Source organism: Mesorhizobium maamorense (assembly GCF_044998965.1).
Classification (GTDB): Bacteria; Pseudomonadota; Alphaproteobacteria; order Rhizobiales; family Rhizobiaceae; genus Mesorhizobium.
In genome coordinates this window covers 2,841,729-2,867,992 of the sequence record NZ_CP173356.1, presented here as the reverse complement: position 1 = coordinate 2,867,992, position 26,264 = coordinate 2,841,729, and the positions used below count along the sequence as shown (strand labels likewise).

At 64.2% G+C, this 26,264-nt stretch carries 19 protein-coding genes and 2 pseudogenes; all 21 read left to right on the top strand.

Annotation, left to right across the window (positions count from 1 at the left end; all coding sequences use genetic code 11):
- Nucleotides 1-156: 156 nt before the first annotated feature.
- The 21 genes and pseudogenes from mraZ to ACIU1A_RS14475 all read left to right on the top strand — a co-directional run bounded on the left by mraZ (nucleotide 157) and on the right by ACIU1A_RS14475 (nucleotide 26,254).
- Nucleotides 157-615, top strand: coding sequence for a division/cell wall cluster transcriptional repressor MraZ (mraZ, locus tag ACIU1A_RS14575; RefSeq protein WP_404927585.1), 459 nt, complete (start codon nucleotides 157-159; stop codon nucleotides 613-615).
- A complete protein-coding gene (gene rsmH / locus ACIU1A_RS14570) occupies nucleotides 612-1,643 on the top strand; it encodes a 16S rRNA (cytosine(1402)-N(4))-methyltransferase RsmH (protein WP_404927584.1) in 1,032 nt (343 codons plus the stop codon). Before mraZ ends, rsmH begins: the two co-directional genes overlap by 4 nt.
- Nucleotides 1,644-1,647: 4 nt before the next feature.
- Nucleotides 1,648-2,043: a hypothetical protein gene (locus ACIU1A_RS14565; RefSeq protein ID WP_404927583.1), complete on the top strand. Its 396-nt coding sequence runs from the start codon at nucleotides 1,648-1,650 to the stop codon at nucleotides 2,041-2,043.
- Nucleotides 2,040-3,749 (top strand): peptidoglycan D,D-transpeptidase FtsI family protein, encoded by a 1,710-nt coding sequence (locus ACIU1A_RS14560; RefSeq protein WP_404927582.1) that lies wholly within the window; start codon nucleotides 2,040-2,042, stop codon nucleotides 3,747-3,749. Before ACIU1A_RS14565 ends, ACIU1A_RS14560 begins: the two co-directional genes overlap by 4 nt.
- Before the next feature lie 54 nt (nucleotides 3,750-3,803).
- Nucleotides 3,804-5,257: pseudogene (locus ACIU1A_RS14555) on the top strand (UDP-N-acetylmuramoyl-L-alanyl-D-glutamate--2,6-diaminopimelate ligase).
- Nucleotides 5,254-6,729 (top strand): UDP-N-acetylmuramoylalanyl-D-glutamyl-2,6-diaminopimelate--D-alanyl-D-alanine ligase, encoded by a 1,476-nt coding sequence (locus ACIU1A_RS14550; RefSeq protein ID WP_404927581.1) that lies wholly within the window; start codon nucleotides 5,254-5,256, stop codon nucleotides 6,727-6,729. Before ACIU1A_RS14555 ends, ACIU1A_RS14550 begins: the two are co-directional and overlap by 4 nt.
- A gap of 24 nt (nucleotides 6,730-6,753) precedes the next feature.
- The gene (mraY, locus tag ACIU1A_RS14545) at nucleotides 6,754-7,836 is read left to right on the top strand and encodes a phospho-N-acetylmuramoyl-pentapeptide-transferase (RefSeq protein WP_140495211.1); all 1,083 of its coding nucleotides are present in this window, start codon (nucleotides 6,754-6,756) and stop codon (nucleotides 7,834-7,836) included.
- 9 nt (nucleotides 7,837-7,845) lie between these two features.
- Entirely contained in the window at nucleotides 7,846-9,246 is a 1,401-nt protein-coding gene (gene murD, locus ACIU1A_RS14540) for a UDP-N-acetylmuramoyl-L-alanine--D-glutamate ligase (RefSeq protein WP_140495213.1), read from the top strand.
- Nucleotides 9,246-10,396, top strand: a pseudogene (gene ftsW / locus ACIU1A_RS14535) (putative lipid II flippase FtsW). The gene murD and the pseudogene ftsW overlap by 1 nt, the downstream one beginning before the upstream one ends.
- 1 nt (nucleotide 10,397) lies before the next feature.
- The gene (murG, locus tag ACIU1A_RS14530) at nucleotides 10,398-11,525 is read left to right on the top strand and encodes an undecaprenyldiphospho-muramoylpentapeptide beta-N-acetylglucosaminyltransferase (protein WP_404927580.1); all 1,128 of its coding nucleotides are present in this window, start codon (nucleotides 10,398-10,400) and stop codon (nucleotides 11,523-11,525) included.
- The gene (gene murC, locus ACIU1A_RS14525) at nucleotides 11,522-12,922 is read left to right on the top strand and encodes a UDP-N-acetylmuramate--L-alanine ligase (protein ID WP_140495219.1); all 1,401 of its coding nucleotides are present in this window, start codon (nucleotides 11,522-11,524) and stop codon (nucleotides 12,920-12,922) included. The genes murG and murC overlap by 4 nt, the downstream gene beginning before the upstream one ends.
- A complete protein-coding gene (gene murB, locus ACIU1A_RS14520; protein ID WP_404927579.1) occupies nucleotides 12,919-13,884 on the top strand; it encodes a UDP-N-acetylmuramate dehydrogenase in 966 nt (321 codons plus the stop codon). The genes murC and murB overlap by 4 nt, the downstream gene beginning before the upstream one ends.
- 300 nt (nucleotides 13,885-14,184) lie before the next feature.
- Entirely contained in the window at nucleotides 14,185-15,111 is a 927-nt protein-coding gene (locus ACIU1A_RS14515) for a D-alanine--D-alanine ligase (RefSeq protein WP_404927578.1), read from the top strand.
- The gene (locus tag ACIU1A_RS14510) at nucleotides 15,099-16,040 is read left to right on the top strand and encodes a cell division protein FtsQ/DivIB (RefSeq protein WP_140495225.1); all 942 of its coding nucleotides are present in this window, start codon (nucleotides 15,099-15,101) and stop codon (nucleotides 16,038-16,040) included. The genes ACIU1A_RS14515 and ACIU1A_RS14510 overlap by 13 nt, the downstream gene beginning before the upstream one ends.
- Entirely contained in the window at nucleotides 16,037-17,344 is a 1,308-nt protein-coding gene (gene ftsA / locus ACIU1A_RS14505) for a cell division protein FtsA (protein WP_140553117.1), read from the top strand. The genes ACIU1A_RS14510 and ftsA overlap by 4 nt, the downstream gene beginning before the upstream one ends.
- A gap of 66 nt (nucleotides 17,345-17,410) precedes the next feature.
- Nucleotides 17,411-19,093, top strand: a complete 1,683-nt coding sequence (gene ftsZ / locus ACIU1A_RS14500; RefSeq protein WP_140580006.1) for a cell division protein FtsZ — start codon at nucleotides 17,411-17,413, stop codon at nucleotides 19,091-19,093.
- Nucleotides 19,094-19,376: 283 nt separating this feature from the next.
- Nucleotides 19,377-20,327, top strand: a complete 951-nt coding sequence (lpxC, locus tag ACIU1A_RS14495) for a UDP-3-O-acyl-N-acetylglucosamine deacetylase (protein WP_404927577.1) — start codon at nucleotides 19,377-19,379, stop codon at nucleotides 20,325-20,327.
- A 262-nt stretch (nucleotides 20,328-20,589) separates the two neighbouring features.
- Nucleotides 20,590-21,459: an outer membrane protein assembly factor BamD gene (locus ACIU1A_RS14490; protein ID WP_140495233.1), complete on the top strand. Its 870-nt coding sequence runs from the start codon at nucleotides 20,590-20,592 to the stop codon at nucleotides 21,457-21,459.
- Between the two features lie 13 nt (nucleotides 21,460-21,472).
- Nucleotides 21,473-23,146, top strand: coding sequence for a DNA repair protein RecN (recN, locus tag ACIU1A_RS14485; RefSeq protein ID WP_404927576.1), 1,674 nt, complete (start codon nucleotides 21,473-21,475; stop codon nucleotides 23,144-23,146).
- 211 nt (nucleotides 23,147-23,357) lie between these two features.
- Nucleotides 23,358-25,562: an NAD-dependent DNA ligase LigA gene (ligA, locus tag ACIU1A_RS14480; protein WP_404927575.1), complete on the top strand. Its 2,205-nt coding sequence runs from the start codon at nucleotides 23,358-23,360 to the stop codon at nucleotides 25,560-25,562.
- Nucleotides 25,562-26,254, top strand: coding sequence for a DUF2461 domain-containing protein (locus ACIU1A_RS14475; RefSeq protein WP_140521269.1), 693 nt, complete (start codon nucleotides 25,562-25,564; stop codon nucleotides 26,252-26,254). Before ligA ends, ACIU1A_RS14475 begins: the two co-directional genes overlap by 1 nt.
- Nucleotides 26,255-26,264 lie beyond the last annotated feature (10 nt).

The following is a 26,264-nucleotide window of genomic DNA, read 5'->3' as shown; positions in this document are numbered from 1 at the left end:
CAGAGTGAAGCGTACGCCAATTGGGCAGCCGCGGCGGCTGCGCGTTTGCCGGTTTTCGCCCCTGTCACGGAGGCGGGTTCAGGGCAGGGAACGCGTAGCGGTGGCGCGTGCAACACGACGAAGAGGGGGCGGCGGCGCAAGCGGCCGTGACGTGTGATGGACCGGTTTCTGTCGAACACGGTGAGCAGGATCGATGCGAAGGGGCGGGTGTCCGTTCCTGCGCATTTTCGCGCCGTCGTTCAGAAACGCGGCTATTCGGATCTCTACGCGCTGCGTTGCCTGGATCTGCCAGCCATGGATGTCGGCGGGCCCGACCTGCTCGACCGCTACGAGCAGCGCATCGCGCTCGAGGATCCGTTCCAGCAGACGGCGGACGACATGTCGTTCTTCTGCCATGGCGACGGAACATTCCTGAAGCTGGACCGGGATGGTCGCATCACGATCAGCGATTTCATCCGCGAACATGCCGGCCTATCGGCGGAAGTAGCCTTTGTCGGACGCGGCAATTTTTTTCAGATATGGGAGCCGGGACGGCTTGCGGCCTACGGAGCGCAGGCGCGGGCCCGGCTTTTGCAGCTTCGGCAGGGGACGAAGCCTGGGGAGCGACCGGAATGACGGTGGGCCACGGCGATGATATCAACGCCGTTGGCGGACCGACCCGCCACATTCCGGTGCTCCTTGCCGAAGTGTTGCAGGCGCTCTCGCCAGCGGAAGGGGACGTCATCGTCGACGGCACGTTCGGCGCCGGCGGCTACACCAAGGCCATCCTGGCGGCCGGCGCGTCCGTGATTGCCATCGATCGCGATCCGGATGCCATAGCGGCCGGTCGCGATCTCGAAGCCCAGTCAGGCGGCCGCCTGCGATTGGTGCAGGCGCCATTCTCGATGCTGGACCAGCATGTCGAAAGTGCCGACGGCGTCGTGCTCGACATCGGCGTTTCCTCGATGCAGCTCGACCAGGCGGAGCGCGGGTTTTCGTTCCGCGTCGATGGGCCTCTCGACATGCGCATGGCGCAGGCGGGCCTCAGCGCCGCAGATGTCGTCAACAACTTCAAGCCGGGCGATCTTGCCCGCATCTTCGGCTTCCTCGGGGAGGAGCGCCACGCCGGGCGCATCGCGCGCATGATCGAAGCGCGTCGCGAAAAGCGTCCGTTCGAGCGCACGCTGGAGCTTGCCGACGCCATCGAGACGCATATCGGCCGGGCGCCGAAGGACAAGATCCATCCCGCCACCCGCGTCTTTCAGGCGCTGCGCATCTTCGTCAATGACGAGCTCGGTGAGTTGGCCAAGGCGCTGTTCGCCGCCGAGCGGGCGCTGAAGCCGGGCGGACGACTTGCCGTGGTGACATTCCATTCGCTGGAGGACCGCATCGTCAAGCGCTTCATTGCCGATCGGTCCGACGCCGCGAGCGGCTCGCGCCACATGCCGGAGGCACGGGCACGCAGTGCCACCTTCAGCAAGTCCGGCGGCGGCGTGACGCCGGGTGATGCCGAGACTGCGGCCAACCCGCGCGCCCGCTCGGCAAGGCTGCGCGCCGCCATCCGCACCGATGCGCCGGCGCGTGCCGTCGATTTTTCGATTTTCGGCCTTCCAAAACTTCCCGGCCCAAAACTTCCCGGCATCGAGCGGCCGGGGGAGAGGTAAGCACGTGTTTCGTTCCAGCGACATCGTCCTCATCGCCGTCATGGTCTCGGCGGCGGCCCTGACCTACAAAACCAAGCGCGAGGCCGAGGACCAATTGGCTGCAGTGCAGAAGATCCATGCTGAGATACGCTACGAGGAGGACACGATCGACCTGCTCAAGGCCGACTGGAGCCTGCTCACCCAGCCATCGCGGCTACAGAAGCTCGCCGAGCTCTACAAGTCGCAGCTTGAACTGGAGCCGGTCAGCGCGCACCAGATCGTCGGCCTCGGCGACCTGCCAGCCAAAACCCTCGACATCCAGGACATCCTGAACGGGCGCCAAGGCGACATGGCAGACAATTCCGGCAACACACCCTCGGACGGCAAGGATCCCATCGTGACCGGAGGCATCGCCCAATGATCGGCAAACTGCTGAAACGTCGGCCCAGGGCCACCGAGGACGGTTCGATCGTGGTCGATGGCGCCCGCAAGGCGACCGGAGGCAAGGGCAAGGCGCGCATCGTCATGACGATGGCGGTGTTCTTCGGCATCTTCTCGATCATTTCCGGGCGGCTGGTCTATCTTGGCTTCCAGACCCCCGACATGTCGGGCGGCCCGCAGAGCCGGGTGACGGCCTCGCGGCCCGACATTGTCGATCGCAACGGCGAGGTGCTGGCGACGGACATCAAGACGGCATCGCTGTTTGCAGAGCCGCGCCGCATCGTCGACGCCGACGAGGCGATCGAAAAGCTGTCGACGGTGCTGCCGGAGATCGATTACGAGCAGACGTATCATAAGCTGAAGAGCGGCGCCGGCTTCGTCTGGTTGCAGCGGCAGCTGACCCCCAAGCAGCAGGCCGACATCATGCAGCTCGGCATTCCCGGTTTCGGCTTCCGCACCGAGAAGCGCCGTTTCTATCCCAGTGGTGAAACCTCGTCCTACATTGTCGGCCTGACCAATATCGACAATCAAGGCATCTCCGGCATGGAGAAATATATCGACGAGCAGGGTCTGAGCGACCTGCAGGCGTCGGGCCTGGCGGTGGCGAAGGATCTCAAGCCGGTGAAGCTCTCGATCGATCTGCGCGTCCAGCACGTGGTGCGCGACGAGATTGCCGCCGGCCTGGAGCGCTATCGCGCCATGGGCGCGGGCGCCGTCGTGCTCAACGTCAAGACCGGCGAAGTGGTGGCCATGGCCTCGGTGCCGGATTTTGATCCGAACAATCCCTACAATGCACAAGACAAGGACCGGCTGAACCGGATGTCGGCGGGGCTCTATGAGATGGGCTCGACCTTCAAGAGCTTCACATCAGCCATGGCGCTCGATTCCGGCAAGGCGACGATGGCGAGCCGCTTCGACGCTTCGCATCCAATCCGGGTCGGCCATCAGGCCATTCACGATTTCCACGGCAAGAACCGCGTGCTGTCGTTGCCGGAGGTGTTCCTCTATTCATCCAACATCGGGTCGGCCAGGGAGGCCGAACTGGTCGGCATCGAGGCGCACCGCGAATTCCTGCATCGTCTTGGCATCTTGGACAAGATGCAGACCGAACTGCCGGAAGTCGCTCGTCCGACTGAGCCGAAGGTCTGGAAACAGGTCAACTCGTTCACCATCGCCTTCGGTCATGGCGTGTCGACGACACCGTTGCAGGCGGCTGTCGGCTGCGCGGCGCTGATCAATGGCGGATATCTGATGGAGCCGACATTCCTGATCCGCAGCCAGCAGGACGCGATGGCGGCGGCCAAGAAAGTGGTAGCCGACAAAACGGTCGAGGGCATGCGCTATCTCTACATGCTCAACGCCGAGAAGGGCTCGGCCAGAAATGCCAGGGTCCCCGGCTACCGCGTTGGCGGCAAGACCGGAACAGCCGAGAAGGTCATCAATGGCCGCTACTCGAAGGAGTTGAATTTCAATACGTTCGTCGCCGCATTCCCGATGGACGATCCGCAATATCTCGTGTTTACGATTGCCGATGCTCCGCACCCGGAAAAGCCGGGCATGACGGACGTCGCGGCCGCGAATGCCGGGGTCATGGCCGGCAATATCATCAGGCGTTCCGCGGCCATGCTTGGCGTGAAGCCAGATTTCAGCCATGAAAATGGTGCAACGCTGGTTTCCTATCAATGATTCTTAGGGCGCGCCGGCAACTGCGCGCTATTTTGTTGCGGTGAACGGAACTCGATGAAGCTCAAAAATCTAACCGGTATCCTGCCAGTCGAAGGAACAGCTTCCGTCGATCTGGAGGTTACCGGCATCTCTTCGATTCCCGCCAGGTTAAACCCGGCGTCGTCTTTTTCGCGCTCGCTGGAAGCAAGGCGGATGGCGCCGTCTATGCCGCGGAGGCCGCCGCACGAGGGGCTGCCGCGATCGTCGCGGGCAAGGACAGCGCCCTTGGGGAACTGCCGGTTCCCGTGTTGGCCGTCGATGACCCGCGCCTGGCGCTGGCCCTGAGCGCGGCCCGTTATTTCGGCAAACAGCCGCAGACGATGGTGGCCGTCACCGGCACCAGTGGCAAGACCTCGGTCGCCGCTTTCGTCAGGCAGATCTGGGAGCAGGCCGGCTTTGCCGCGGCCTCGATCGGCACCACCGGCGTGGTGGCGCCGGGCCGCAACGATTATGGCTCGCTGACGACGCCAGATCCCGTCGCCTTGCATCAGCTGTTGCTTGAACTGGCGGACGCCGGCGTCACCCATGCCTCCATGGAGGCCTCCAGCCATGGTCTCGACCAGCGCCGTCTCGACGGCGTCAGGCTGGCCGCCGGCGGCTTCACCAATCTCGGCCGCGACCACATGGACTACCATCCGACGGTCGAGGACTATCACCGGGCCAAGCTGCGTCTGTTTGATGCGCTGCTGCCGAAGGGCGCGCCGGCCGTGATCTTCGCCGACGATCCGTGGTCGGCGCCAACCATCCAGGCGGCGAAGGCCGCAAGGCTCGACGTGCTGACGGTCGGCCGCCACGGCGATTTCCTGACGCTGAAACGGGTCGAGCATGAGCGCCACCGCCAGCGTGCCGAGGTCGAGGCCGACGGGATGCTCTACGAGATCGACCTGCCGCTGGCCGGCGATTTCCAGATAGCCAACGCGCTGGTTTCGGCCGGGCTTGCCATCTCCACGGGAACGCCAGTCGCCAAAGCCTTGAAGGCGTTGGAGAAACTCAAGGGCGCACCCGGCCGGCTCGACCTTGTCGGGACGACTGCCAACGGCGCGCCGGTCTATGTCGATTATGCGCATAAGCCGGACGCGCTGGAAAACGTGCTTGCCTCGGTGCGCCCGTTCACCACCGGCCGGGTCATCGTCGTGTTCGGCTGCGGCGGCGACCGCGATCGCGGTAAGCGGCCGATCATGGGCGAGATCGCGACGCGGCTCGCCGACGTCGTCATCGTCACCGACGACAATCCTCGCTCGGAAGTGCCGGAGACGATCCGGGCCGCGATCCTTGCCGCCGCTCCCGGCGCGATCGAGATCGGTGACCGGCGCGCGGCGATCCACGAGGCCGTCGCCATGTTGCATGCCGGGGACACGCTGATCGTGGCCGGTAAGGGTCATGAGGAAGGCCAGACGATCGGCACCGAGACCCTGCATTTCTCCGACCACGAAGAAGTCCGTGCCGCGCTGCTGGAGCGTGCCGCATGAATTTGCTGTGGACATCCGAGACGCTGGTCGCCGCCATGGACGGGCGACCGATCGGGCCGATGCCGGACGGCATATCGGGCATTTCGATCGACAGCCGCAGCCTTCAGCCGGGCGACGCTTTCTTCGCCATCAAGGGCGAGGCGATGGACGGCCATGATTTCGCGACCGCCGCCATCAAGGCCGGAGCCGGGGTGCTGGTCGTGGCCGAAGGCAAGCTGCCGTCGCTTGGCCGGCTGACGGCGCCGATGATCGTCGTCGAGGACGTGCTGGTGGCGCTGGAAAAGCTCGGTGTCGCATCGCGTGACCGTTCCCAGGCCAAGATCATCGCGGTGACCGGTTCGGCGGGCAAAACGACCACCAAGGAAGCGCTGCGCCACGTGCTGTCGGCGGTCGGCAAGGTGCATGCCTCGGCGCAGTCGTTCAACAACCATTGGGGCGTGCCGCTCACCTTGGCGCGAATGCCGGCCGATTGCGACTATGCCGTGTTCGAGATCGGCATGAACCATCCCGACGAGATCAGGCCGCTGGTCAAGATGGTAAGGCCGCATGTCGCCATCGTCACCATGATCGCGGCGGCGCATCTCGGCTTCTTCCGCAATCTGGACGAGATCGCCAAGGCGAAGGCCGAGATTTTCGAAGGGCTGGAACCTGGCGGCGCGGCGATCCTCAACCGCGACGACGCGCGTTTCAAGCTTCTCGACAAGATGGCGCACGCCGCCGGCGTCGAGCATGTCTATGGGTTCGGCGAGCACGCGCGCTCAACCTTCAGACTGGTCAAATGCGAGGTCCATGCCGATCATTCCGACATTGCCGCCAGGATTGGCGGTCACGAGGTGACGGCTCGCATCGGCGCGCCCGGCCGCCACATGGTGCAGAACATTCTGGCGGTCCTCGGCGCGGCCCGTCTGGTCGGCGCCGATCTCGACAAGGTTGCCCTGGCGCTGGCCGATCTCTCGGCCGAGCGCGGCCGCGGCAAACGCTATGTGCTGCGTCATCCCGGTGGCTCGACTTCGAGCCATCCCGGCGGCCCAAGCTACCCCGGTGGACCGATCACGCTGATCGACGAAAGCTACAACGCCAACCCCGCCTCGATGGCCGCCGCCATGGCGCTGCTCAACGCGACGCCGGTGACGGGCGAGGGCCGCCGCATCGCCGTGCTGGGCGATATGCTGGAGCTCGGCGAGTATTCGGCCAAGCTGCATGCTGCACTTGCCGGTCTCATCGTCGGCACCGGCACGCAGACCGTCTTTCTCGGGGGGCCGGAGATGCGGGCGCTGGCGGAAGCGCTGCCGGGCGAGATCAGGACGGAATACCGCGCCGGCGCCGAAGAATTGAAGCCGGTGCTGTTTGCAGCGCTGAGGCCAGGCGACGTGGTGATGATCAAATCGTCGAAGGGCATCGGCTTTGCAAAGCTGGTCGATGCGTTGCTGGGCAAGTTCCCGGCTGAAACGACAATCGGCAAACAGACCTAGGGTCAAGTCGGGGACGAAAAGCGCATGTTCACACTGCTCGTCGATTTCGCGGACAAGATCTCGGTCTTCAATGTCTTCCGCTACATCACCTTCCGTACCGGCGGGGCGCTGATCACCTCGGCGCTGATTGTCTTCATCTTCGGGCCGACCATCATCAATTCGCTCAGGTTGCGCCAGGGCAAGGGCCAACCGATCCGCGCCGACGGGCCACAGACCCATTTCAAGAAGGCCGGCACGCCGACCATGGGCGGACTGATGATCCTGTCCGGCATCATCGGCTCATCGTTGCTGTGGGCGAACCTGTCGAGCATCTATGTCTGGGTGGTACTGTTGGTGACGCTGGGCTTCGGCTCGATAGGTTTCTACGACGACTATCTGAAGGTGACGAAGCAGTCGCATCTCGGCTTTTCCGGCAAGGCGCGGCTGGCGCTCGAATTCGTCATCGCCGGCATCGCCGCCTGGGCGATCATGCATAATGGCCAGGCGCCGTTCTCCTCGTCGCTGACATTCCCCTTCGCCAAGGAATTCCTGATTAATCTCGGCTGGTTCTTCGTCCCGTTCTCCTGCTTCGTCATCGTGGGGGCGGGCAATGCGGTGAACCTCACCGACGGCCTGGATGGCCTGGCGATCGTGCCGATCATGATCGCGGCGGCGTCCTTCGGCGTCATTGCCTATCTCTCCGGCAATGCCGTATTCGCCGAGTATTTGCAGATCCATTTCGTGCCCGGCACCGGCGAACTGGCTGTTGTGCTAGGCGCGGTCATCGGCGCCGGCCTCGGCTTTCTCTGGTTCAACGCGCCGCCGGCGGCGATCTTCATGGGCGACACCGGCTCGCTGGCCATGGGCGGGCTGATCGGCACCGTTGCGGTCGCCACCAAGCACGAGATCGTGCTGGTCATCGTCGGCGGGCTGTTCGTGGTCGAGATCCTGTCCGTCATCATCCAAGTTGGCTACTTCAAGATGACCGGCAAGCGTGTGTTCCTAATGGCGCCGATCCATCATCACTTCGAAAAGCTCGGCTGGACCGAAAGCCAGGTGGTGATCCGCTTCTGGATCATCGCCGTCATCCTGGCGCTGGTCGGCCTTTCCACCCTCAAGCTCAGATAGGCGCGCCCCGTGATTCCCGCCGCATCCTTCGCAGGCAAGCGTGTTTCGCTCTTCGGGCTCGGCGGCTCGGGGATCGCGACCGCGCACGCGCTGATCGAGGGCGGGGCTGAGGTTCTGGCCTGGGACGACAATCCCGACAGTGTCGCCAAGGCGGCAGCCGCCGGGATTGCAACCGGCGACCTGCACACAGCCGACTGGGCCACGTTCTCCGCTTTCGTGCTGTCGCCCGGCGTGCCGCTGACGCATCCCAAGCCGCACTGGACGGTGGAACTGGCGCGCGGTTCGGGTGTCGAGATCATCGGCGACGTCGAGCTTTTCTGCCGCGAGCGGACGCTCGGCGCGCCAGCCGCCCCCTTCATCGCCATCACCGGCACCAACGGCAAGTCGACGACCACGGCGCTGACGGCGCATATATTGAAGGCTTCCGGCCGCGATACGCAGATGGGCGGCAATATCGGCCGCGCCGTGATGACACTCGATCCGCCGCAACCCGACCGGCACTATGTCGTCGAATGCTCGTCCTACCAGATCGACCTCGCACCATCGATCAATCCGACGGCCGGCATCCTGCTCAATTTGACGCCGGATCACCTCGACCGTCACGGCACCATGCAGCATTACGCTTCGATCAAGGAGCGGCTGGTTGCCGGCAGCGAGACCGCGATCGTCGGCATCGACGATTCCTGGTGTGCGCAGATTGCCGAACGGCTGGAGCGGGCGGGGCGGCACGTCATCCGCATTTCGAAGCGGCTGCCGCTGACCGACGGCTATTTCGCCGATGGCACCAATTTGATGGAAGCGGTGCATGGCCGCTACAGCCGGGTCGCCTTCCTCGAAGGCATCGGCTCGCTGCGCGGGCAGCACAATGCGCAAAACGCGCTTGCCGCGGTGGCCGCCTGCCTCAAGGTCGGGCTCGACCTCGGCGAGATCCAGTCCGGACTGGAAAGCTTTCCGGGCCTGGCGCATCGCATGGAGCAGGTCGGCCGCAAGGACCACGTGCTGTTCGTCAACGATTCCAAGGCGACCAACGCCGATGCGGCGGCACCCGCGCTGTCGAGCTTTTCACGCATCTACTGGATCGCCGGCGGCCTGCCCAAGGAAGGCGGCATCGAGCCGCTGCGCGGCTTCTTCCCGCGTATCGCCAAGGCCTATCTGATCGGCGAGGCAGCGCCGGCCTTTTCGGCGACGCTGGGCGAGGCGGTGCCGTATGAGATATCGGGCACGCTTGCAGCCGCGGTCGAGCATGCCGCGCATGATGCGGCCAAGGACGATGGCGGCGAGGCGGTGGTGCTGTTGTCGCCGGCCTGCGCCAGTTTCGACCAGTTCAAGAATTTCGAGGTCCGCGGCGAAGCCTTCAGGCAAGCTGCGAATGCTATCGAGGGCGTCAAACCCATCGGAGGGGCACGATAATGCAGAGCCGTCTCGACAAAAGCCCGGTTGCGACCTGGTGGTGGACCATCGATCGCTGGTTCCTGGCGGCGTTCCTGTCGCTGATGGGACTGGGCATAGTCTTGTCCTTCGCCGCAAGCCCCGCGGTCGCCGAACGCATCGGCCTCGATAGTTTTCACTTCGCGACCAGGCAGATCATCTTCACCGTGCCGGCGCTCGGCGTGATGCTGGCGGTGTCCTTCCTCGATTCCAGAGAGTCCGGCGCATGGCGCTGATCATGCTGTGCCTGATGCTGGTGCTGATGGTGGCGGTGCTCTACATCGGCGTCGAGGTGAAAGGCGCGCGGCGCTGGGTGTCGCTTGCCGGCCTGTCGATCCAGCCCTCGGAGTTTTTGAAACCCGCCTTTGTCATTATGTGCGCCTGGCTGTTCGCCGAACACAAGCGCCAGCCCGACATTCCGGGCAATCTCTTCGCCATGTTGCTCTTGGTGCTGGTCGTGTCGCTGCTGGTGGCGCAGCCGGACCTCGGCCAGACCATGCTGACGACCGGCACCTGGGGCATCATGTTCTTCATGGCGGGGCTGCCATGGCTGTGGATTGTCGTGCTCGGAGCGGCCGGCGTCGGTGGCGTCTTTGCCGCCTATACGGTGTTTCCGCACGTCGCCCTGCGTATCGACAAGTTCCTCACTGGCGAAGGCGACACGTTCCAGGTCGATATGGGCCGCGACGCATTGATCAATGGCGGCTGGTTCGGCGTCGGACCGGGCGAGGGCACCGTCAAGCGGGTCATCCCCGACAGCCATGCCGACTTCGTCTTTTCGGTCGCGGGCGAAGAATTCGGACTGATCATGTGTTTCTTCATCATGTCCATCTTCGCCTTCATCGTGCTGCGCGGCCTCAACACGGCGCTGAAGGAGCATGACGATTTCACCCGCTATGCGGTCGGCGGCCTCGTCACCGTGTTTGGCCTGCAGGCAGTCATCAACATGTGCGTCAACCTGCAACTGGTGCCTGCCAAAGGCATGACGCTGCCGTTCATCTCCTATGGCGGCTCTTCGCAGATTGCCATCGCCATCTCGATGGGAATGGTGCTGGCGCTGACGCGCAAGCGGCCGGAAAAGCGCAAGCAGGTTGGCTTTACCTTGCCGCAGCGCGCCATGCCGGCGGGGTGACATGGCCAGAGGTGTTATCCTTCTCTCGGCGGGCGGAACCGGCGGACATCTGTTTCCGGCCGAGGCGCTGGCGCATGAGTTGAACGCGCGTGGCTGGACGGTGCATCTGGCGACCGACGACCGTGCTGAGCGCTTTGCCGGCCACTTCCCGGCCGCCGCCATCCACCCGATCCAGTCCGCGACGCTGGGCTCGAAAAATCCTGTTGCCCTGCTTGGTGCTTTCTGGAAAATCTGGCACGGCGTGCGCCAGGCGTCCGCCATCATCGGCAGGATCAAGCCCGATACCGTGGTCGGCTTTGGCGGATATCCGACCTTGCCGCCGCTCTACGCCGCGACGCGGCGCAAGGTACCGACGCTGATCCACGAGCAGAACGCTGTGATGGGACGCGCCAACCGGGCGCTGGCCAGCCGCGTCGATGCGATTGCCGGTGGCTTCCTGCCGCAAGACGAAAGCGCCGTCGGCGCCAAGACGGTGACGACAGGCAATCCGGTCCGCCCACAGGTGCTCGAAGCCGCAAAGACCGCCTACGCCGCCTCGGCCGGGAACGATCCCTTCCGCCTGCTGGTGTTCGGCGGCAGCCAAGGCGCGCAGTTCTTCTCCGATGCGGTGCCGGCGGCCGTTGCCTTGCTCCCCGACGCCCTGCGCAAGCGGCTGGTGATCACGCAGCAGGCTCGGGCCGATGATGTCGGGCGGGTGAAGGCGGCCTATGCAGCGCTTGGCGTCGGTGTCGAGGTCTCGCCCTTCTTCAGCGATATGGCGGCGCGCATAGCGGCCGCACAGCTGGTTATGTCGCGCTCCGGCGCGTCGACCGTCTCGGAAATCGCCGTCATCGGGCGACCGGCGCTGCTGGTGCCCTATCCCTATGCGCTCGATCACGACCAGGCCGCGAACGCAGCCGCTCTTGCGGCCGCCGGCGGTGGCGAGGTGGAGCCGCAATCCTCACTTTCGCCCGAGCGCATCGCGGCGTTGATCGGCGCCCTGATGGCCGAGCCCGAACGGCTCACGGCAATGGCTGCCGCGGCGAAGTCGGTCGGCAAACCGGACGCCGCACGGTTGCTCGCCGATCTCACAGAGGCTATTGCGTCCCGCAAAACCGTTTCGGATTTTAAGAAGGGAACGCACGCATGAAGATGCCGCAGACCATAGGCCTCGTGCATTTCATCGGCATTGGCGGCATCGGCATGAGCGGCATCGCCGAAGTGCTGCACAATCTCGGCTACAAGGTGCAGGGGTCCGACCAGGCCGACAGCGCCAACGTGCAGCGGCTGCGCGACAAGGGGATCGAGTGCTTTGTCGGCCACAGGGAAGAAAACCTCGGCGATGCCGAAGTGGTGGTTGTCTCGACGGCTATCAAGAAATCCAACCCCGAACTGAAGGCGGCACGGGAGAAATTGCTGCCGATCGTGCGCCGCGCTGAAATGCTGGCCGAACTGATGCGCTTCCGCCAGGCAGTGGCGATCGGCGGCACGCACGGCAAGACGACGACGACCTCGATGGTAGCGACGCTGCTCGAAGCCGGCGGGCTCGACCCGACCGTCATCAATGGCGGCATCATCAACGCCTATGGCACCAATGCGCGCATGGGGGACGGCGAGTGGATGGTGGTCGAAGCCGACGAGAGCGACGGGACCTTCCTCAAGCTGCCGGCCGATATCGCCGTCGTCACCAATATCGATCCCGAACATCTCGATCACTACGGCAGTTTCGAGAAGGTGCGCGAAGCCTTCCGCCAGTTCGTCGAGAACGTGCCGTTCTACGGCTTCGGCGTCATGTGCACCGATCACCCGGAGGTGCAGGCGCTGGTCGGCCGAATCGAGGATCGCCGCGTCATCACCTATGGCGAGAACGCGCAGGCCGACGTGCGCTTCACCAACCATCGCATGGCCGGCGCGACCTCGGAATTCGACGTGGTGATCCGCGACCGCAAGGGACGCGGCCAGACGACGATATCGGATCTGCGCCTGCCGATGCCCGGCCGCCACAACGTTTCCAATGCGACGGCGGCGATCGCGGTGGCGCATGAGCTCGGCCTGTCGGCCGAGGCGATCAAGAAAGGCCTGTCGTCCTTCGCCGGCGTCAAGCGTCGCTTCACCCAAACCGGCTCCTGGAATGGCGTCGAAGTGTTCGACGATTACGGCCACCATCCGGTCGAGATTGCTGCGGTGCTGAAAGCCGCGCGCAGCGCCACCAAGGGCCGCGTCATCGCCATTGCCCAGCCGCACCGTTTTACCCGGCTGCATGATCTGTTCAATGAGTTCTCCGCCTGCTTCAACGACGCCGACACGGTGATGGTGGCGCCGGTCTACGCCGCCGGCGAGGAGCCGATCGAAGGCGTGACCTCGGATGCGCTGGTGTCGCGCATTCGCGCCGGGGGCCATCGCGACGCGCGCTACATCGAGGGTCCGGAAGCAATAGCGCCTGTTGTCCGTGATCTGGCCAGGCCCGGCGACTTCGTCGTCTTCCTCGGCGCCGGCAACATCACGCAATGGGCCTATGCGCTGCCCAAGGAGCTGGCCGTCTCATGATGCAGGGCCAGGCGCTGATCGACAGACTTGGCGGCCGGCTTGCCGGCCTGCGCGGCCGCATCACGCCGAATGCCGAGATGGACAAGATCACCTGGTTCCGCGCCGGAGGACTGGCCGAGGCGCTCTTTCAGCCAGCGGACGAGGCGGATCTCGCTGCTTTCCTGAAAGCGGTTCCCGAAGAGATACCGCTGACCATAGTCGGCGTCGGCTCGAACTTGCTTGTGCGCGATGGGGGTATTCCGGGTTTCGTGATAAGGCTGTCGGCCAAGGGGTTCGGTGAAACCGAAATTGTTTCGCCGACATCGATCAAGGCTGGCGCGGCCACGCCCGACAAGCGCATCGCCGCGGTGGCGCTGGAAGCCGGCATCGGCGGCTTCCATTTCTACCACGGCATACCGGGCGCCATCGGCGGGGCGCTGAGGATGAACGCCGGCGCCAATGGCGTCGAGACGCGCGAGCGTGTCGTCGAGGTGCGTGCGCTCGACCGCAAAGGCAACGTCCAGACGCTGAGCAATGCCGATATGGGCTATGCCTACCGGCACTCGTCGGCACCGTCCGGGCTGATCTTCACCTCGGCGATTTTCGAGGGCTTTGCTGAGGACAAGGCAGTGATCAAGGCGGCGATGGACGCGGTGCAGAACCATCGCGAGACGGTGCAGCCGATCCGCGAGAAGACCGGTGGCTCGACCTTCAAGAATCCTGAAGGCACCTCAGCCTGGAAAGAGATCGACAAGGCCGGGTGCCGCGGCCTGCTGATCGGCGGCGCGCAGATGTCGCCCCTGCACTGCAATTTCATGATCAACACCGGGACAGCGACCGGCTACGAACTCGAATATCTCGGCGAAACGGTGCGCACGCGGGTGCTCGAACATTCCGGCATCCGGCTGCACTGGGAGATCAAGCGCATCGGGGACTTCCGCCCCGGACACGCCGTGCAGGAGTTTCTTGGACAGCTGCTCTAGCCGCGGTTGAAGTTCATGTGACGCATGAACTTCAACCGGTCCGAACGACCGCGCGACCGTTGCTCCAAAGACTCAACAGCGCGGTTTTCGCATCCATTTTCTCAGAAAGTGAATCTCTCGGAATCATAAGCACTTGCCAGTGAATCAACTCTCTGATTCTCTGCTCCAAAGCGTTTCCTGATTTGAGTCGTTCGACGCGTTTCCCGCGTTTTCCGTCTGGGGGGCAACCTGCCGGGAGACTCGGACTCAATGTTGCGGAAATCTTGGTTTTTGATCCGCCGTGAGAGGGGATGACGGGGAATGAAAAACAAGCATGTGGCCGTCCTGCTGGGTGGTTTCTCGTCCGAGCGGCCCGTGTCCCTGTCTTCGGGGAAGGCCTGTGCCGATGTGCTTGAGACGGAAGGCTATCAAGTCACGCGCGTCGATGTCGGGCGCGACGTCGGCTCCGTGCTTGCCGATCTCAGGCCCGATGTCGCCTTCAATGCGCTGCATGGTCCTTTTGGCGAGGACGGCACCATTCAGGGCATTCTCGAATATCTCGGCATTCCCTACACCCATTCCGGCGTGCTCGCCTCGGCGCTTGCGATGAACAAGGAGCAGTCGAAGAAAGTCGTGAAATTGGCCGGCGTCCCCGTCGCCGAATCGAAGGTCGCCAATCGCTTCGCCATTCAGAACAACCATCCGATGAAGCCGCCTTATGTGGTGAAGCCGGTCAATGAGGGGTCAAGCTTCGGCGTCGTGATCGTGCATGAGGGGCAGTCGCATCCGCCGCAGGTCATCGGCTCGTCCGAGTGGAAATATGGCGATACCGTGATGGTCGAGCGCTACATCCATGGGCGCGAGCTGACCTGCGCCGTCATGGGCGACGTGGCGCTTGGCGTCTGCGAGATCATCCCGACGGGCCATTCGTTCTATGACTACGACTCAAAATATGTCGCGGGCGGATCAAAACACGAATGCCCCGCAAAAGTTTCACCGAATATTTACCAAAAAATACAGACACTGGCGCTCAAGGCTCACCAAGCTGTCGGCTGTCGGGGCGTTTCCCGGTCGGACTTCCGTTATGACGATCGTCACTCCGAAAATGGCGAGGTTGTATGGCTCGAGGTCAATACCCAGCCGGGCATGACGCCGACGTCTCTGGTGCCTGAAATCGCCGCCCAGGCAGGGCATTCGTTCGGCGATCTGGTGAGTTGGATGGTGGAGGACGCTTCGTGTCTGCGTTGAAATGGGGGCAGGGCAAGGGGAAGGGCGTGGCCGGGCCGGCGCTGTTCAGCCTGCCATTGTCGTTCGACCATTTCGTGCTGCCGCGCGTGCTTCGCCGCCCGGTGCGTATCCTGGCGCGCCTGGGCGAGGGCGAATTCCAGGCGCCGCGCTTCTCCGCCGCGATCATGTCGGCAGTGCTCATTGCCTCGAGCGGCGCCTATGGCGCCTATCTCGGCGGTCATGCCGACGGCATCGTCCAGAGCATCACTGCCCGGACCGGCTTTGCCGTCGACCAGGTCAAGGTGGTCGGCAATCGCCAGACGTCCGAGATCGATATTCTCGACAGGCTCGAGCTCGATGGTTGGACGTCGCTGATCGGCTTCGATGCCGAGGCGGCGCGGGAACGCATCGCCACCTTGCCCTGGATCGAGGTCGCCGCGGTGCGCAAGGTCTATCCGCACACGTTGGAGGTGCGCGTCGAGGAGCGTCAGGCGTTCGCACTTTGGCAGCAGGGCAGCGATCTCTCCGTCATCGAAAAAGACGGTGCCGTTATCGCGCCGTTCTCGGGTGGCAAGCAGGTGCTGCTGCCATTGCTGATCGGAGCCGGCGCGCCGGCCAAGGCGCCGGAATTCCTGGCGAAGATCGAAAAATACCCGGATCTCGCGACCCGCATCAGGGGCTATGTCCGTGTCGGCGATCGGCGCTGGGACCTGAAGCTCGACAACGGCATCACTGTCAAGCTTCCCGAGGATGGCGAGGATCAGGCACTCGCCGAACTCGTCGGCATGGACCATGACAAGGGGCTGTTGTCGCGCGACATCGCTGCCGTCGACATGCGGCTGTCCGACCGGCTGGTCGTGCAACTGACGCCGGAGGCGGCGACCCAGCGCGAAGCCGCGCTCAACGAGAAGCCGAAAATGCTGAAGCGCAAGCCGGAGACGAAGATATGAGCTGGCTTGGCGGTTCAGGCGATGCCTCTTCGCGCCGCTCCGGCACCTTGACGGTACTGGATGTCGGTTCGAACAAGGTCTGCTGCATGGTGGCGAAGCTGAAGCCGTGCGATGACGGCAAGCTGCTGCGCGGACGCTCGCACCGCATCCAGGTGATCGGCATCGGCCATCAGAAGTCGCAGGGCGTCAAATCGGGCGTCGTCATCGATCTCGATCGTGCCGAACATGCCATTCGTCTCTCCGTCGACGCCGCCGAGCGCATGGCCGGGCTGACGGTCGATTCGCTGATCGTGAACATGACCGCCGGCCGGCTGAAGAGCGAAGCTTTCTCGGCAACCATCAATCTCGGCGGCCATGAGGCCGACGAGGCCGACATCAAGCGGGTGCTCGGTGCCGGCGCCAAGCAGGCGCTGAAGACCGAGCGCGAGGTGGTCCATTCGCTCCCCGTCGGCTTCTCGCTCGACGCTGAGCGCGGCGTGCGCGATCCGCGCGGCATGGTCGGCGACACGCTTGGCGTCGACATGCATGTGCTGACCGGCGACGCCGCTCCGATGCGCAACCTGGAGCTCTCCATCAACCGCTCGCATCTTTCGGTCGAGCGCATGGTGGCGACGCCCTATGCCAGCGGGCTGGCGGCATTGGTCGACGACGAACTGGAACTGGGCGCCGCCTGCATCGATATGGGCGGCGGCACGACGACGATCTCGGTGTTTTCGGAAGGCAAGTTCGTCCATGGCGACGCCATCGCCATCGGCGGCAACCACGTCACGCTGGACATGGCCAAGGGACTGTCCACCTCGCTCGATGCCGCCGAACGGCTGAAGGTGATGCACGGTTCGGCGTTGCCCGGCAGCGCCGATGACCGCGACCTGGTCTCGATCCAGCCGATCGGCGACGAGGGCGAAGTGCCGCTCCAGATTCCGCGCTCCGTCATGACGCGTATCGTGCGCGCCCGCATCGACGAGACGCTCGAGCTTTTGCGCGACCGGCTGAACAAGTCCGGCTACGGCAATGCGGTGGGCAAGCGCGTGGTGCTGACCGGCGGCGCCAGCCAGCTTGCCGGCCTGCCGGAAGCGGCGCGCCGCATCCTGGGGCGCAATGTGCGCATCGGCCGCCCGCTCGGCGTGGCGGGCCTGCCCGAAGCGGCGAAGGGGCCGGCCTTCTCGGCGGCCGTCGGTTTGTTGATCTATCCGCAGATGGCGAGCTTCGAGAGCCATCCGGCGAAAGGAATTTCCGGTCTCAGGATGACTGGAACAGGCGGAAAACTGCATCGCATGAGTCAGTGGTTGAGAGACAGTTTCTAATTGACGGGGACAGCCCCATAAGTGGCCGCGGCGGCGAAGCGGCAGGAAAGGCAAAGGACGGAGACAATGACCATCAATCTGCAAAAGCCGGACATCACCGAGCTTAAGCCACGCATCACCGTGTTCGGCGTCGGCGGCGGCGGCGGCAACGCCGTCAACAACATGATCACCGCCGGTCTGCGCGGCGTCGAGTTCGTTGTCGCTAACACCGACGCGCAGGCGCTGACCATGTCGAAAGCCGACCGGCTGATCCAGCTCGGCGCGCATGTCACCGAGGGGCTGGGCGCCGGATCCCAGCCTGAAGTGGGCCGCGCGGCAGCGGAAGAATGCATCGACGAGATCATCGATCACCTGTCCAACACCCATATGTGCTTCGTCACCGCGGGCATGGGCGGCGGCACGGGCACGGGAGCGGCGCCGGTCGTGGCGCGCGCCGCCCGCGAGAAGGGCATCCTCACTGTCGGCGTCGTCACCAAGCCGTTCCATTTCGAAGGCCAGCGCCGCATGAAGACGGCGGATTTCGGCATCGAGGAGCTGCAGAAATGCGTCGACACACTGATCGTCATCCCTAACCAGAACCTGTTCCGGCTGGCCAATGACAAGACCACCTTCGCCGACGCGTTCGCCATGGCTGACCAGGTGCTCTATTCGGGTGTAGCCTGCATCACCGACCTGATGGTCAAGGAAGGCCTGATCAATCTCGACTTCGCCGACGTTCGTTCGGTGATGCGCGAGATGGGCAAGGCGATGATGGGCACCGGCGAGGCATCGGGCGAGGGCCGCGCGATGGCGGCCGCGGAAGCCGCGATCGCCAACCCGCTGCTCGACGAGACCTCGATGAAGGGCGCCAAGGGCCTGCTGATCTCGATCACCGGCGGCCGCGACCTGACCCTGTTCGAAGTCGACGAAGCGGCGACCCGCATCCGCGAGGAGGTCGATCAGGACGCCAACATCATCCTGGGCGCCACTTTCGACGAGGAGCTCGAAGGTGTCATCCGCGTCTCGGTTGTTGCCACCGGCATCGACAAGTCGGCGGCCGAAATCGCCGCCGCTCCGATCTCGATCCGCACCGCGCCGCAGAAGCCGGCCGCCCGCCCGGCCGTTGCCGCGGCGGAAAGCCGCCCCGCGCCGGTCCAGCAGGCTGCGTACGAGCCGCGCGCCGCCGATCCGGTCGCGGAAGCGATCCAACTGGCCGAAGCAAACGCCGCGGCGATGGCGCAAGCCCGTCCGGCGCCGGTTGCCCATGCGGATGATTTCCGTCCGCAGAGCAAGATCTTCCAGGCTCCGCCGGCGCAGCCGCAACCGATGGTGCAGCCCGTGGTCCAGCAGATCCAGCCGGCGCCTCAGCCGCGCGAGATCCTGCGCGAAGTCCAGCAGCCGGTCGCGATGGCTCCCCAGCGCATGCCGCGCGTCGAGGACTTTCCGCCTGTCGTGAAGGCCGAGGTCGACGCCAAGAGCCGCCCGGCCGACCATGAGAACAGCGGACCGATGGGGCTCTTGAAGCGTCTGACCAACGGCCTGACGCGCCGCGAGGAAGAGCCTGCACGCCTGCAGCCGGCGCAGCCGCGCGAGCCCAAGCTGCGTCAGGCCGCACCGGAAGTGCGCCGTCTGGCAAGCCAGGACGCGCAGCTCTACGCGCCTCGTCGCGGCCAGCTCGACGACCAAGGCCGCCTGACGCCGCAGGCCAGGGCGACTCAGGAGGACGACCAGCTGGAAATTCCGGCGTTCCTGCGTCGCCAGGCCAACTGAGCGGTTAACGGGCTGTAACAATTGTTAACAGGCAAGCAAGGAATTGCTTGCCTGTTAACGTTTAAAAGAATGCAAATTCAAGCACTTAAGAGGCTATCCATATGTCGGTTGCGGTTACAAAGAGTAAGAAACCGTGATTTGGACTATCCCTGACGGGACATTATCTTCGCTGCCTACCGTCGTCGGTTTGCCGGGATTTCGGGGGAAGTGACCTGGCCTGCCGATTTTTACAAGAGAGCCGCGCCCCTCGGGCTGGAGAAGCGGACCTAGGCATTTTGGGCTTATGGGGATTGTCTTGCACGACTATCAGACGACAGTGAAGACGCGCGCGTCGCTTACGGGCACCGGCGTTCACAGCGGCAAGGAAGTTTCCATCAGCTTTCTCCCGGCGGATGCCGACACCGGCATCGTTTTCCAGCTTTTCAGTGAGAACGGGCAAGGTCGCGAGTTCCGCGCCCTGTTTTCCGAGATCGGCGCAACCGACCTGTGCACCATGCTCGGTGATCCTTCTGGCGAGCACATCGCCACGGTCGAGCACATCATGGCGGCGCTGTTCGGGCTCGGCATCGACAATGTCATCATCGAGATCGACGGCCATGAGGTCCCTATCCTCGACGGCAGCGCCATGGCGTTCGTCGAGGCCATAGACCAGGCCGGCATCGAAACGCTGTCGATCAAGCGGCGCTACATCCGGATCGTCAAGCCGGTCCGCATCGAGAACGGCGCCTCCTGGGCTGAGTTCAGGCCCTATGACGGCACCCGCTTCGAGGTCGAGATCGATTTCGAAAGCCCGGCGATCGGCCGGCAGCTGTTCGCGTCCGACATCAATGCGGACATTTTCCGCCGCGACATCGCGCGCGCCCGCACCTTCGGCTTCATGAAGGACGTCGAGCGGCTGTGGGCCGCCGGCTATGCGCTGGGATCCTCGCTTGAGAATTCGCTGGTCATCGGTGACGACAACCGCGTCATCAACATGGGCGGCTTGCGCTACCCCAACGAGTTCGTACGCCATAAGACGCTGGACGCCATGGGCGACCTGGCACTGGCCGGGGCCCGCTTCATCGGCTGCTTCCGCTCCTATCGTGGCGGCCATAGGCTGAATGCGGCCGCCTTGCGGCGCGTGCTGTCGGACCGTACCGCGTTCGAGATCGTCGAAACGACCCGCCGCGAGCGCGGCCGTGCGGCCGAGATGAGCGCCGTCAACGCGCCTCTCTATGCGCCCTGGATGATCTGAGTCGCCGCCACTTTCCGGATACCATCGCAGCTCGCTGGTGTTGCATGAATGCATCATTTGCCGGCGAAATCGCAGGGATGCTCCGGCGCGGCCCGGCCGCCACAAAAATGTTCGATTGCCTAGACATAGCGTTGCCGGGCAAGGCGGTTATGGTTTATGGCTGCTGCCGTCGATAGTGCATGTCGCCTGGAAGTGGGGACCAGTTTTGGGGAAACGATATGCAACAGGCACTGAAATAACGCCGAAAGGGCGCAATCCAATCATGTTCTTCAAGCGAGTCGGTCAATTGAAAGCGCCGCAGCGGTCCGTTTTCCTGGCGCTTTCGGTGGTTGTTCCATCGCTCTTCCTGTCTGCTTGCATGTCGTCGGAAAAAGATATCGACCTGTCGACCTATGTCGACCAGACCGAACCGGCCGACGTTCTCTACAACCAAGGGCTCGCCAATCTGAATGCCGGACGCCTCGACGAGGCGAGCAAGAAGTTCGACGCGGTCGACCGCCAGCATCCTTATTCGGAGTGGGCCCGCAAATCGATGGTGATGGGCGCGTTCGCCGACTATCGCAAGGGCAGCTACGACGAAGCGATCTCGTCGGCCAAGCGTTATCTGACGCTGTATCCGTCAACGGATGACGCGGCTTATGCGCAGTACATCATCGGCCTTAGCTACTACCGCCAGATCAAGGACGTGACGCAGGATCAGAAGGAAGCGCGCCAGACCGTGCAGACCATGCAGGATCTCGTGACGCGCTGGCCTAATTCAGAATATGTCGATGACGCCAAGGAAAAGATCCGCTTCGCCAACGACCAGCTCGCCGGCAAGGAGATGCAGATCGGCCGCTATTATCTCGAACGCCGCGAATACATCGCCGCGGTCAAGCGTTTCCGCAATGTGGTCGAGAATTATTCCAACACCCGCCACGTCGAGGAGGCGCTGGCGCGCCTGACCGAGAGCTATTATGCGATGGGCCTGACTTCGGAGGCGCAGACCGCCGCCGCCGTTCTCGGCACCAATTATCCCGACAGCCCATGGTACAAGGATTCCTACAAGCTCCTGCAGAGCAACGGGCTTGCGCCGCGCGAGAATGCCGGCTCGTGGATATCCAAGGCCGGGAAATTGATCACCGGCGCCTGATGCAGGCGTAACGATGCTTTCCAGGCTGTCGATCCGCGATATCGTCCTGATCGAGAAGCTGGATATCGACTTCCAGCCCGGTCTCTCGGTGCTGACGGGCGAGACCGGCGCCGGAAAATCCATCCTGCTCGACGCCCTGTCCTTGGCGCTTGGCGCTCGCGGTGACGCTTCCCTGGTGCGCCACGGCGCGGCACAGGGCCAGGTGATTGCCGTGTTCGACGTGCCGCGAAACCATCCGGTGCGCGCGCTGCTTGCCGAGAATGCCATCGAGGACGACGGCGACATCATCCTGCGCCGCTTGCAGACGGCGGACGGCCGCACCCGCGTCTTCGTCAACGACCAGCCGTCCAGCGTGACGCTGATGCGCGACGTCGGCCGCGCGCTGGTCGAGATCCACGGCCAGCATGACGAACGCGCCCTTGTCGATCCCGGCGCGCATCGCGACGTGCTCGACGCTTTCGGCGGCCATCTCGGCGCCGTCCGGTCGACGGGCGAGGCCTGGCGGCACTGGCGCGCCTGCGAGCAGGAGCTCTCGCGCCATCGTGCCAAGGTGGCGGCGGCGGCGCGCGAAGCGGACTACCTGCGCGCAGCGGTTGCCGAACTGACCAAGCTCGATCCGCAGCCGGGTGAGGAGACTGAGCTTGCCGACTTGCGCGCCCACATGATGCGGGCCGAGAAGATCGCCTCCGAAATCCACGACGCGCAGGACGTGCTTTCGGGTCCATCCTCGCCCTTGCCGCAACTGGCCAGCCTGCTCAGGCGGTTGCAGCGCAAGGCAGGCGAGGCCCCCGGGCTGCTCGACGAAGTGGTCAAGTCGCTGGATGAGGCGATGCTGTCGCTCGACGCGGCGCAGTCGGGTGTCGAGGCGGCTTTGCGCGCCACCGAATATGATCCACAGCGGCTGGAAAAGGCGGAAGAGCGGTTGTTTTCGTTGCGCGCGGCATCGCGCAAGCACAGCGTTGCCGTCGATGATTTGGCGCAATTGCGCGACACGATGGTTGCCGATCTTGCCGATCTCGATGCCGGCGAGGAGCGCCTTCATGGGCTGGAAAAGCAGGCGGCCGCAGCGCGCGAAGCCTATGACATCGCGGCCGCGCAGTTGTCCTCGCTTCGCCATGCCGCGGCGGTCGGCCTGACCAAGGCCGTGATGGCCGAACTGCCGGCGCTGAAGCTCGAACGCGCCGCCTTCATCGTCGAGATGAAGAGCGAGGCCGAGAGCCGCATGGAAGAGGGCATCGACCAGATCGAGTTCTGGGTGCGCACCAATCCCGGCACCCGGCCCGGGCCGATGATGAAGGTTGCTTCCGGCGGCGAGCTTTCGCGCTTCCTGCTGGCGCTGAAGGTGGCGCTGGCCGACCGGGGCTCGGCGCCAACGCTGGTCTTCGATGAAATCGACACAGGGGTGGGCGGCGCCGTCGCGGATGCTATCGGCCAGCGGCTGGCAAGATTGTCCAGGCGCGTGCAGGTGCTCTCGGTCACCCATGCGCCGCAGGTGGCGGCCCGCGCGGCGACGCACTTCCTGATCTCCAAATCCGGCAGCACCGACAAGGTCGCGACCGGCATCGCCGAAATGGACCGGGCGGCGCGCCAGGAAGAGATCGCGCGCATGCTGGCCGGCGCCACCATCACCGACGAAGCGCGCGCGGCCGCCGAGAGATTGCTGCGGGAGAATACGGCGGCTGCCTGAAAGCTCGTTTCCCGTGAAGGCGAGTCAGGATATGGCTGCATCCTGCTGTTCAGGAATGATTTTTTCGCAGGCCGGCTCCCTCCTGCCAAATCCTGATTTATAGTGGCGCCCAACCAAAGTGCGCCGCGCCTTGGTTATTGTTTTGCGCATGTCGTTGCCCCAAAATCGCACCATATTTTGGGCGGCGTGCATTGGTCAGGGAAGCCGTGCGATGTCTGAAAGACCAGTCGATTCACTCAGTGAGAGCGAAGCCGAAGCGGAGCTGAAGCGCCTGGCGCAGGAGATCGCGGAGCACGACCGCCGCTACCATACCGAGGACGCGCCTGTTATCACCGACGCCGCCTATGATGCGCTGACCCGGCGCAACTTCGCCATCGAGCAGCGCTTTCCCGCCCTGGTGCGCGAGGATTCGCCATCGCGCAGGGTCGGTGCCGCGCCGGCGGAAGGCTTTGCCAAGGTGCGCCATGCCGTGCCCATGCTCAGCCTCGCCAAGGCCTATACCGACGAGGACGTCGCCGATTTCATCGAACGCGGCCGGCGCTTCTTCGACCGCGACAAGGATCTCGACATCGCCTTCACGGCCGAACCGAAGATCGACGGCCTGTCGGCCTCGCTGCGTTACGAGAACGGCGTGTTCGTGCAGGGCGCAACGCGCGGGGATGGCGCTGTCGGCGAAGACATCACCGCCAATCTGAGGACCATCACCGATATTCCCGGCAGGCTGAAAGGCTCGGGCTGGCCCGAAATCATCGAGATACGCGGCGAGGTCTACATGACCTATGCCGAATTCGAGGCGCTGAAGCAGCGCTCAGCGGCCGCCGGCGGCCAGGACTATGTCAATCCGCGCAATACGGCGGCTGGGTCGCTGCGCCAGAAGGATCCATCGGTCACCGCCAGCCGGAACCTCAAATTCTTTGCCTATGCCTGGGGCTACACGACAGCCGACCCCGCTCCGACACAATACGATTCGGTGCAGAAATTCGCGGAATGGGGCTTCAAAGTCAGCCCGCTGATGGTGCGGGCGAGGTCGGTCGGCGAACTGATCGCGCATTATCACCGCATCGAGGAACAGCGTTCTTCCTTGGGCTACGACATCGACGGCGTCGTCTACAAGGTCGACCAGCTGGAGTTGCAGCGCCGGTGGGGCTTTGTCACCGGCGAACCGCGCTGGGCCATCGCGCACAAATTTCCGGCCGAACAAGCGATGACGACCGTGCAGAAGATCGACATCCAGGTCGGGCGCACCGGCACGCTGGCGCCGGTGGCGAGGCTTGCGCCAGTGACAGTCGGGGGCGTCGTGGTCGAGAACGTCACGCTGCACAACGAAGACTATATCAAGGGTTTCGACAGCAACGGCCAGCCGATCCGCGACGGCATCGACGTGCGCATCGGCGACACCGTGGTGATCCAGCGGGCAGGGGATGTCATCCCGCAGATCGTCAGTGTCGTCGTCGACAAGCGTCCGCCGGATGCCGTGCCTTACGAATTCCCACATACTTGCCCGATCTGCGGCTCGCCGGCGACGCGCGAAATCAACGAGAAGACCGGCAAGGAGGATTCCCGCAGGCGTTGCACGGGCGAACTGATCTGCCCCGCGCAAGCCGTGGAAGGGCTGCGCCACTTCGTGTCGCGCGGGGCCATGGATATCGAGGGACTAGGCGCGGAAAACATCGACCTGTTCTTCAATGCGGGCCTGGTCAAGACGGCCGCCGACATCTTCACGCTCAGGGATCGGCGTCCCGCCGTCACCAAGGCGCTGGCCGAGCGGCGCGAGGAGCAGGCGAGGCAGCGCGAGGCGGCCTCGGGCAAGACGCGCAAGAATGTGCGCAGCGTCGAGGACCGCAACTATGAAGGGTTGGACAAGCTCTTTGCGGCGATCGATTCGCGCCGCGAACCCGAGCTCGACCGCTTCATCTTTGCGCTTGGGATCCGCCATATCGGCGAAACGACGGCGGCCGTGCTTGCCCGGACGTTTTCGACAATCGAGGAACTGATCCGCGTCGGCAAGGAGACCGCGGCGGCTGACGATCCGCATAGTGTCTTCCCGTCGATCAACGGCATCGGCGACACGGTGATCAACGCGCTCGCCGATTTCTTCGGCAATGAGCGCAATGACGACGTGCTTGAGGCGTTGCTTAAACAGGTCAGGCCGAAGCCGTATGTCGTTACCGTCTCGGCCGACAGCGTGGTCGCCGGCAAGACCGTCGTGTTCACGGGCTCGCTGGAAAAGATGACGCGTTCCGAAGCCAAGGCGATGGCCGAACGGCTGGGCGCGAAGGTGGCGGGCTCGGTTTCGGCCAAGACCGATCTGGTAGTGGCGGGGCCCGGCGCCGGCTCGAAACTCAAGCTTGCCAGTGAACTCGGCATCGAGGTCATAGACGAGGACGCGTGGCTGCAGCGGATCGGCAAGGCATGATGTCAGGCGAATTCAAGGGGTTCGGCCAGAAGGCTATTCCGTTCCTGAAGGCACTTGATTTCCACCAGAGTCGCGAGTGGTTCGTAGAGAATCGCGACCTGTTCGAACAGGAATTGCGCGATCCGCTGGGCGATCTGGTGGAGACGCTCACACGCCGTTTCGGCGAGGCCGGGCTCGGCCTCAAGGGCGACCGCAAGAAATCACTGTTCCGGATCAACCGGGACGTGCGCTTCGCCAAGGACAAGCGGCCTTACAACCGGCATCTGTCGGCGATCCTGTCGCCCGACGGCACCAAGATGGAGCAGGGCGTGTTCTATGTCCACGTTGGGCTGGAACGCTGCTTCGCCGACATTGCCTGGTGGCAGCCCGCCCCGGAACTGTTGCTCGCCATGCGCAAGGCCATCGCGGCAAGGCCGGACAGGTTCCGCGCCCTGGTGGGCGCCTTGAAGAAGAACGGTCTGGAATTCGAGACGGAGGGCCGCATGAAGCGCACGCCGCGGGGCTTCGAGCATGTCGGCGATTCCGATCTGGCCGAGGCCATCCGCAACCGTCATTTCTACGTCCAGCATGTCATCGATCCGGCGGGGATCCACACGGCGGCGCTGGTCGACGAGTTGGTCGATTTCACCATGCGCGCCAAGCCGCTGCTCGACTGGGGCAGGGCGATAGAGGGCAAGGTGGCGCAGGGCTAGGATTGGTCCT